Below are 7592 nucleotides of genomic sequence, written 5' to 3'. Positions count from 1 at the left end.
CGCGCTGGCCGGCCAGCAGCGGTGAGTCCGCGCCCAGCACCAGCCGGCTGAGGCGCTCGCCGAAGGCCGCATCGCCATGGCCGCCGACATAGGTCTTGGTGGTCTCGCTGTCGAGCAGGCGCTGCTCGGCCAGCTTGACCGCACGCGGAATCGGCGTCAGGCCCTGGGCGTCCTTGTACACGCCGACGCCCAGGTCCAGCTTGGCCGGGTGGCGGTCGAGGCGATAGGCCTCCATCAGGCTCAGGATCGGGTCGCCCGGCACCCGGGCGACGCTGGCGAAATGGCTCACTTGCGACCCTCGGCTGCGGCGGCCAGCAGGTCGGTACGCGCGGCCATGATGAAGTCGTTGCGGTGCAGGCCGCGCATCTCGTGGCTCCACCAGGTGACGGTGACCTTGCCCCATTCGGTGAGCAGGGCCGGGTGATGGCCGACTTCCTCGGCGATGGCGCCGACCGCGTTGGTGAAGGCCAGGGCGTGGCGGAAGTTCTTGAACAGGTACACGCGCTCCAGCTCCATATGGTCGCCGCGCACCTCGATGTTCCAGTCCGGGATCTCGCGGATCAGTTCGGCCAGTTCTTCATCGGACACCTTGGGCGCATCGGCGCGGCAGGCTTCGCATTGGGCTTGGGCAAGGCTCATGGGTTTTCTCCTGATTTTTTGTAGCCCGGATGAAATCCGGGGTCATGTCTGCGGGCGATCCCGGATTTCATCCGGGCTACTCGCCCCAGAGTTCCAGGGTGAGCGTAGGTTGGGTTGAGCTTGCGAAGCCCAACAGGGAGCGCGTAGCGCTCCGCTCGACATTGCTCGGCTAACGCAATGTTGGGCTTCGCAGGCTCAACCCAACCTACAGGATGGTCAGGCCGCCTTGGGCGGAAACTTCGGCGCGTGCAGGCCCATCCGCATGGCCTGGTGCACCAGCGCCATGATGTCCTGGTGGGCCAGCTCGAACAGGCGCTTGAGCTCGGGCAGGACGAAGTACAGTGGCTGCAGTATGTCGATGCGGTAGGGCGTGCGCATCGCCTCCAGCGGGTCGAAGGCCTGGTGCTCGGGCACGTCGGACAGGGCGTAGAGGGTCTCCTTCGGCGAGGAGAGGATGCCGCCGCCGTAGATGCGCCGGCCGGCCGGGGTGTCGACCAGGCCGAACTCGATGGTCAGCCAGTACAGCCGCGCCAGGTACACGCGCTCTTCCTTGCTCGCCTGCAGGCCGAGCTTGCCGTAGGTGTGGGTGAATTCGGCGAACCAGGGGTTGGTCAGCAGCGGGCAGTGGCCGAAGATCTCGTGGAAGATGTCCGGCTCCTGCAGGTAGTCCAATTCTTCCGGGGTGCGGATAAAGGTAGCCACCGGAAACTGCTTGCTGGCCAGCAGCTCGAAGAAGGTCTGGAACGGGATCAGCGCCGGCACCCGCGCCACCCGCCAGCCGGTGCTGGCCTCGAGCACCCGGTTGATCTCGCCGAGCTGCGGGATGCGCTCCAGCGGCAGGCCGAGCTGTTCGATGCCGTCCAGGTATTCCTGGCAGGCGCGGCCTTCGATCACCTTCAACTGGCGGGTGATCAGGGTGTTCCACACCTGGTGCTCGGCGTCGGGGTAGTGGATAAAACCGCTGTCGTCCGGTTCCCGGGCCAGGTACTGCGTGCCTTTCATCGATGCCTCCTGCGGGGGCTGTTGTTCTTGTCTTGGACAAAGAAGTAACCCGAGTGCGTGGACAGGGGCAGGGGCGGGCAGGGGGAGGGGCGGCAGTGGAACGGGTTAACCCGTAAAGAATGGATTACGGCTTCGGCGAAATAGCCGGATATCGCCTTGTCGCTGCGCTAGGCTGTCACATATTCTTGACGAAAATTACGCTGCCCGCGTCGATTTTTTCCTGGGGCGACCCATAACCAGCCTGATCCGAGCCTCGCCATGCGTATCAAAGTCCACTGCCAGAACCGCGTCGGCATCCTGCGCGACATCCTCAACCTGCTGGTCGACTACGGCATCAACGTCGCCCGCGGCGAAGTCGGCGGCGAGCAGGGCAACGCCATCTACCTGCACTGCCCGAACCTGATCAACCTGCAGTTCCAGTCGCTGCGGCCCAAATTCGAGGCCATCCCCGGGGTGTTCGGCGTCAAGCGCGTCGGCCTGATGCCCAGCGAACGGCGCCACCTGGAGCTCAATGCGCTGCTCGGCGCGCTGGATTTTCCGGTGCTGTCGATCGACATGGCCGGCAGCATAGTGGCGGCCAACCGCAGCGCCGCCCAACTGCTCGGCGTGCGCGTCGACGAGGTACCGGGCATGGCGTTGTCGCGCTACGCCGAGGACTTCGACCTGCCCGAGCTGGTGCGCGCCAACAAGGCGCGGATCAACGGCCTGCGGGTGAAGATCAAGGGCGACGTGTTTCTCGCCGATATCGCCCCGCTGCAGAACGAGCACGACGACAGCGAGGCGCTGGCCGGCGCGGTGCTGACCCTGCACCGCGCCGACCGGGTGGGTGAACGCATCTACCACGTGCGCAAGCAGGAGCTGCGTGGCTTCGACTCGATCTTCCAGAGCTCGAAGGTGATGGCCGCGGTGGTCAAGGAGGCGCGGCGCATGGCGCCGCTGGACGCGCCGCTGCTGATCGAGGGCGAGACCGGCACCGGCAAGGAGCTCTTGGCCCGTGCCTGCCACCTGGCCAGCCCGCGCGGCCAGTCGCCCTTTATGGCGCTCAACTGCGCCGGGCTGCCGGAGTCCATGGCCGAGACCGAGCTGTTCGGCTACGGCCCCGGCGCCTTCGAGGGCGCGCGCCCGGAAGGCAAGCTCGGCCTGCTGGAGCTGACCGCCGGCGGCACGCTGTTTCTCGATGGCGTCGGCGAGATGAGCCCGCGCCTGCAGGCCAAGCTGCTGCGCTTTCTGCAGGACGGCTGCTTCCGCCGCGTCGGCAGCGACGAAGAGGTCTATCTGGACGTGCGGGTGATCTGCGCCACCCAGGTCGACCTGTCCGAGCTGTGCGCCCGCGGCGAGTTTCGCCAGGACCTCTATCACCGCCTCAACGTGCTCAGCCTGCATATCCCGCCGCTGCGCGAATGCCTGGATGGCCTGACGCCGCTGGTGGAGCACTTCCTCGACCAGGCCAGCCGGCAGATCGGCTGCGCGCTGCCCAAGCTGGCGCCGGCGGTGCTGGACAAGCTGGCTCACTACCATTGGCCGGGCAACGTGCGTCAGCTGGAGAACGTGCTGTTCCAGGCGGTGTCGCTGTGCGACGGTGGCACGGTCAAGGCCGAGCATATCCGCCTGCCGGACTACGGCGCGCCGCAGCCCCTGGGCGAGTTCTCGGTGGAAGGCAGCCTCGACGACATCCTTGGGCGCTTCGAGAAGGCGGTGCTGGAGCGGCTGTACCACGATCATCCGAGCAGCCGCCAACTGGGCAAGCGCCTCGGCGTGTCGCACACCACCATCGCCAACAAGCTGCGCCAGCATGGGTTGGGCAAGGAGTAGGCTAGGCTGCGCTTACCGGGCGGGGGATCAGAACGGCGCCGGGCACTCGAAGCGCATCCGCGCGCCGCTCTGCGGGTGGGTCAGGGCCAGCATGCTGGCATGCAGGCAGAGGCGCTGATGGGCGGCCAGGGCCTGTTCGTGGGCATAGAGGCGGTCGCCCAGCAGCGGATGGCCGATGGACAGCATATGCACGCGCAGCTGGTGCGAGCGGCCGGTGATGGGGGTGAGTTCGACCCGGCACCAGTCGCCGCAGCGCTCGAGCACGCGCCAGTGGGTCAGGGCGTGCTTGCCCAGCTCATGGTCGACCACGTGGCGCGGCTTGGTCGGCGGGTCGTAGCGCAGCGGCAGGTCGATGCTGCCGCTATCGCCCTCGAGCTGGCCCCAGCACAGCGCGGTGTAGGCCTTCTCGGTCTCGCGGTCGTGGAACTGACGCGACAGCTCGCGGTGGCTGTCGGCGTCGCGGGCCAGCACGATGATGCCGGAGGTTTCCCAGTCCAGGCGGTGGACGATGCGCGCCTCGGGGTAGCCGTTGTCCTGCAAACGGGTGACCAGGCAGTCCTTGTTGTCATCGGCGCGGCCGGGCACCGAGAGCAGCAGGGTGGGCTTGTTGATCACCAGCAGGGCGGCGTCCTGGTGGAGTATTTCGATCTGGCTAAGGGGCATGGGGCGTTCGCAGCGGTCTTGTAGGAGCGAGCTCTGCTCGCGAAGCCTGCAGGCTACCGGCGTTCGCGAGCAGAGCTCGTGCCTACGGGGGCCTGGGACTATAAACGAACACGGCGGCCGAAGCCGCCGTGAACCGGGCCGGTAGCTATCAGCGATCCGGCAGGGTGATGTTGAGCTCCAGGATCGAGCAACTGCCCTGGTTCTCCAGGGCGACCTGGACCTGATCCGAGTCGATATTGACGTACTTGCGGATCACTTCGACCAGTTCCTGCTGCAGCGCCGGCAGGTAGTCCGGCTGGCTGCGCTGGCCGCGTTCGTGGGCGACGATGATTTGCAGACGCTCTTTCGCGATCGACGCCGGGGTTTCCTTTTTGCGTTCGCGAAAGAAGTCGAAAATATTCATTTAGCGAGCTCCGAATAAGCGTTGCATGAGTCCTTTCTTCTGCACGTCGAGGAAGCGATGCGGCACTTCCTTGCCGAGCAGGCGTTCGACCGCGTCGCTGTACGCCTGGCCGGCGTCGCTCTGCTCGTCGAGGATCACCGGCACGCCCTGGTTGGAGGCCTTGAGCACCGCCTGCGACTCGGGAATCACGCCGAGCAGACGGATGGCGAGGATTTCCTCGACGTCCTCGACGCCGAGCATCTCGCCCTTGGTCACGCGTTCGGGGTTGTAGCGGGTCAGCAGCAGGTGTTCCCGGATCGGCTCCTCGCCCTTCTCGGCGCGGCGCGACTTGCTCGCCAACAGGCCGAGCATGCGGTCGGAGTCGCGTACCGAGGAGACTTCCGGGTTGGTCACCACGATCGCCTCGTCGGCGAAGTACATGGCCAGGTGCGCGCCCTTCTCGATGCCGGCCGGCGAGTCGCAGACCACGTAGTCGAAGTTCTGCGACAGTTCGCCGATCACCTTCTCCACGCCTTCCTGGGTCAGCGCGTCCTTGTCGCGGGTCTGGCTGGCGGCCAGCACGAACAGGTTCTCGATGCGCTTGTCCTTGATCAGCGCCTGGGTCAGGGTGGCTTCGCCGTTGACCACGTTGACGAAGTCGTACACCACGCGGCGTTCGCAGCCCATGATCAGGTCGAGGTTACGCAGGCCGACGTCGAAGTCGACGATGACGGTCTTGTGCCCGCGCAGGGCGAGGCCGGTACCGATGGCGGCGCTGGTGGTGGTTTTACCGACACCACCCTTGCCGGAAGTAACTACGAGGATTTTGGCCAAGGTGATTCACCCCAAGAAATGAAGAAAAAGCGGGAATCCGTAGGCTGTTATTGGGCTTCCGGATGCCTTTTTGTGTCCCTGAAAATTGGCCGCAGTATCCGTTAAAGGCGGGTGATGTTCAACACGTCACCCGACAGGCTGACATGCACCGCATCGCCCCATAGCGGGTCGCGGCGCAGGTCTTCGGCGACCTTGTAATGACCGGCGATCGACAGCATTTCGGCGCCCATTTGCTGACAGAAAATCCGTGCCTTGCCGTTACCCTTGACGCCGGCCAGGGCGCGGCCGCGCATGGGCGCGTAAACATGGATGTTGCCGTCGGCGAGAAGTTCCGCCCCGGCGCTGACCGGGGCCAGGACGATCAGGTCGCCGCCCTGGGCGTAGACCTGCTGGCCGCCGCGCACCGGGCTGGTGATGATCTTGCTCGGCTTGTGTTCGGGGTCGGCCGGCTTCTCGACTTTCTTCGGTGCCGGGTCGAGCGGTCGTTCGCGCGCGCCGGAGGGCGGCAGCACCGGCAGGTCCATGGCCTCGGCGGCGGCGATATCGGCCTCGCGGCTGGCGCGGATGGCCAGGGTGCGCAGGCCGTGGCGGCGGCACAGGGCCATCAGCTCGGCCAGGTCCAGTTCGCCTTCGCCGTCCGGCAGTTTGTCCAGGGCCAGCACCAGCGGGGTGTTGCTGAAGAAGGCCGGGGCCTGGGCGACCTTTTCCGCGAGCTGCGCGTCGAGGCGGGCCAGGTCGTTGTGCGCCAGCTCCATCACGGTGATGGCGAGCATGCTGCCCTTGAGCTGGAACACGGGGTCTTGGGCGAGGAGATCGGCTTGGCTCATGGGAGGGCGATGGGCCTTGTGGCGAGTCGGAAAGTTGCCCGGACTTATAGCGACTCGAGCTGCAAGCCGCAAGCCGCCGACACCCTGGCTTCCGAGTCGGCGGGAAAACTGCGTTAGAATGCGCGGCTTTGCTCGTGCTCGGAAACCTTTCATGGATCGCCCACGCTTTCGCGCCTATTTCCTTCATCCGCGCTTCTGGCCGCTGTGGCTCGGCCTGGGCCTGCTGTGGCTGGTGGTGCAGTTGCCCTACGCGCTGCTGCTGCGGCTGGGGCGCGCGCTGGGCTGGCTGATGTACCGCACGGCCGGCTCGCGCCGGCGCATCGCCGCGCGCAACCTGGAGCTGTGCTTCCCGCAGCTGAGCGCCGCCGAGCGCGAACGCCTGCTCAAGGAGAACTTCGCCTCCACCGGTATCGCCTTCTTCGAGATGGCCATGAGCTGGTGGTGGCCCAAGGCGCGCCTGGCGCCGCTGGCGCACATCGAGGGGCTGGAGCACCTCAAGCAGGCGCAGGCCGAAGGCCAGGGCGCGATCCTCATGGCGGTGCATTTCACCACCCTGGAGATCGGCGCCGCGCTGCTCGGCCAGCGCCACACCATCGACGGCATGTACCGCGAGCACAAGAATCCGCTGTTCGACTTCATCCAGCGCCGCGGCCGCGAGCGGCACAACCTCGACGCCAGCGCCATCGAGCGCGAGGACATCCGCGCCATGCTCAAGGTGCTGCGCGCCGGCCGCGCCATCTGGTACGCGCCGGACCAAGACTACGGGCGCAAGCAGAGCATCTTCGTGCCGTTGTTCGGCATCCCCGCGGCCACCGTCACAGCCACCAGCAAGTTCGCCCGCCTGGGCAAGGCGCGGGTGATTCCCTTCACCCAGCAGCGCCTGGCCGACGGCAGCGGCTACCGCCTGGTCATCCACCCGCCGCTGGCGGACTTCCCCGGCGACAGCGAGGAGGCCGACTGCCTGCGCATCAACCAGTGGATCGAGCAGGTGGTCAGCGCCTGCCCCGAGCAGTACCTGTGGGCGCACCGGCGCTTCAAGACCCGCCCCGAGGGCGAGGCCAGGCTGTACGGGAAGCGCAAGTAGCTCGCCTATACTCGAATAAACCCCAGGATCTGCGCCGATGACCGTCATTGCCCGCCCCCACGAGCCTGTCACCGGGCTGATCCTCTCCGGCGGCGGGGCGCGGGCGGCCTATCAGGTCGGCGTGCTGGCGGCCATCGCCGACCTGCTGCCGGATGCCGCGCACAACCCCTTTCCGGTGATAGTCGGCACCTCGGCCGGCGCGGTGAACGCAGTCGGCCTGGCCTGCGGGGCGCTGCATTTCAGCGAGGCGGTGCGACGCCTGACCGCGGTGTGGCAGGGTTTTCACACCCATATGGTGTACCGCAGCGACTGGCCGGGGGTGCTGCGCCAGGCCGCGCGCTTCGTCGGC

At 66.7% G+C, this 7592-nt stretch carries 10 protein-coding genes; 3 read left to right on the top strand and 7 right to left on the bottom strand.

What is annotated here, in order from left to right:
• The 3 genes from N878_RS08420 to phhA all read right to left on the bottom strand — a co-directional run.
• A partial coding sequence (locus tag N878_RS08420) for an aminotransferase class I/II-fold pyridoxal phosphate-dependent enzyme (protein ID WP_031302919.1) occupies nt 1–289 on the bottom strand: 289 nt, incomplete at its 3' end.
• Complete coding sequence (locus tag N878_RS08415) at nt 286–639, bottom strand: 4a-hydroxytetrahydrobiopterin dehydratase (RefSeq protein ID WP_021443225.1); 354 nt, start codon at nt 637–639, stop codon at nt 286–288. The genes N878_RS08415 and N878_RS08420, both read right to left, overlap by 4 nt.
• Nucleotides 640–855: 216 nt before the next feature.
• Nucleotides 856–1641: a phenylalanine 4-monooxygenase gene (gene phhA / locus N878_RS08410; RefSeq protein ID WP_021443224.1), complete on the bottom strand. Its 786-nt coding sequence runs from the start codon at nt 1639–1641 to the stop codon at nt 856–858.
• Between the two features lie 258 nt (nt 1642–1899).
• Here phhA and N878_RS08405 point away from each other — a divergent pair, with 258 nt between their 5' ends.
• Nucleotides 1900–3453, top strand: coding sequence for a sigma-54-dependent phenylalanine hydroxylase transcriptional regulator PhhR (locus N878_RS08405; protein ID WP_021443223.1), 1554 nt, complete (start codon nt 1900–1902; stop codon nt 3451–3453).
• Nucleotides 3454–3480: 27 nt separating this feature from the next.
• Here the strand turns inward: N878_RS08405 and N878_RS08400 are convergent, their stop codons facing one another.
• From N878_RS08400 to minC, 4 genes are all read right to left on the bottom strand, one after another.
• On the bottom strand, nt 3481–4116 hold the full coding sequence (locus N878_RS08400; RefSeq protein ID WP_021443222.1) for an RluA family pseudouridine synthase: 636 nt from the start codon (nt 4114–4116) through the stop codon (nt 3481–3483).
• A 148-nt stretch (nt 4117–4264) separates the two neighbouring features.
• Entirely contained in the window at nt 4265–4519 is a 255-nt protein-coding gene (gene minE, locus N878_RS08395) for a cell division topological specificity factor MinE (RefSeq protein WP_021443221.1), read from the bottom strand.
• Nucleotides 4520–5332, bottom strand: coding sequence for a septum site-determining protein MinD (gene minD, locus N878_RS08390; protein ID WP_021443220.1), 813 nt, complete (start codon nt 5330–5332; stop codon nt 4520–4522).
• Between the two features lie 101 nt (nt 5333–5433).
• Nucleotides 5434–6159, bottom strand: coding sequence for a septum site-determining protein MinC (minC, locus tag N878_RS08385; RefSeq protein WP_021443219.1), 726 nt, complete (start codon nt 6157–6159; stop codon nt 5434–5436).
• Nucleotides 6160–6310: 151 nt separating this feature from the next.
• Here minC and N878_RS08380 point away from each other — a divergent pair, with 151 nt between their 5' ends.
• On the top strand, nt 6311–7243 hold the full coding sequence (locus N878_RS08380; RefSeq protein WP_021443218.1) for a lipid A biosynthesis lauroyl acyltransferase: 933 nt from the start codon (nt 6311–6313) through the stop codon (nt 7241–7243).
• A 37-nt stretch (nt 7244–7280) separates the two neighbouring features.
• On the top strand, nt 7281–7592 hold a 312-nt coding region (locus tag N878_RS08375; RefSeq protein WP_031302918.1), incomplete at its 3' end, for a patatin-like phospholipase family protein.

It is taken from the genome of Pseudomonas sp. EGD-AK9, assembly GCF_000465935.2.
In the GTDB taxonomy this organism is placed as follows: domain Bacteria; phylum Pseudomonadota; class Gammaproteobacteria; order Pseudomonadales; family Pseudomonadaceae; genus Aquipseudomonas.
Note: the sequence above shows the minus strand (reverse complement) of the source record. Positions and strands in the feature narration are given on the sequence as shown.

Bases quoted from the DNA above. Each gene is read 5' to 3' on its own strand.
- N878_RS08380 (WP_021443218.1), top strand. From the start codon at position 6,311: ATGGATCGCCCACGCTTTCGCGCCTATTTCCTTCATCCGCGCTTCTGG.
- minE (WP_021443221.1), bottom strand. From the start codon at position 4,519: ATGAATATTTTCGACTTCTTTCGCGAACGCAAAAAGGAAACCCCGGCG.
- minC (WP_021443219.1), bottom strand. From the start codon at position 6,159: ATGAGCCAAGCCGATCTCCTCGCCCAAGACCCCGTGTTCCAGCTCAAG.
- N878_RS08400 (WP_021443222.1), bottom strand. From the start codon at position 4,116: ATGCCCCTTAGCCAGATCGAAATACTCCACCAGGACGCCGCCCTGCTG.
- N878_RS08405 (WP_021443223.1), top strand. From the start codon at position 1,900: ATGCGTATCAAAGTCCACTGCCAGAACCGCGTCGGCATCCTGCGCGAC.
- N878_RS08415 (WP_021443225.1), bottom strand. From the start codon at position 639: ATGAGCCTTGCCCAAGCCCAATGCGAAGCCTGCCGCGCCGATGCGCCC.
- phhA (WP_021443224.1), bottom strand. From the start codon at position 1,641: ATGAAAGGCACGCAGTACCTGGCCCGGGAACCGGACGACAGCGGTTTT.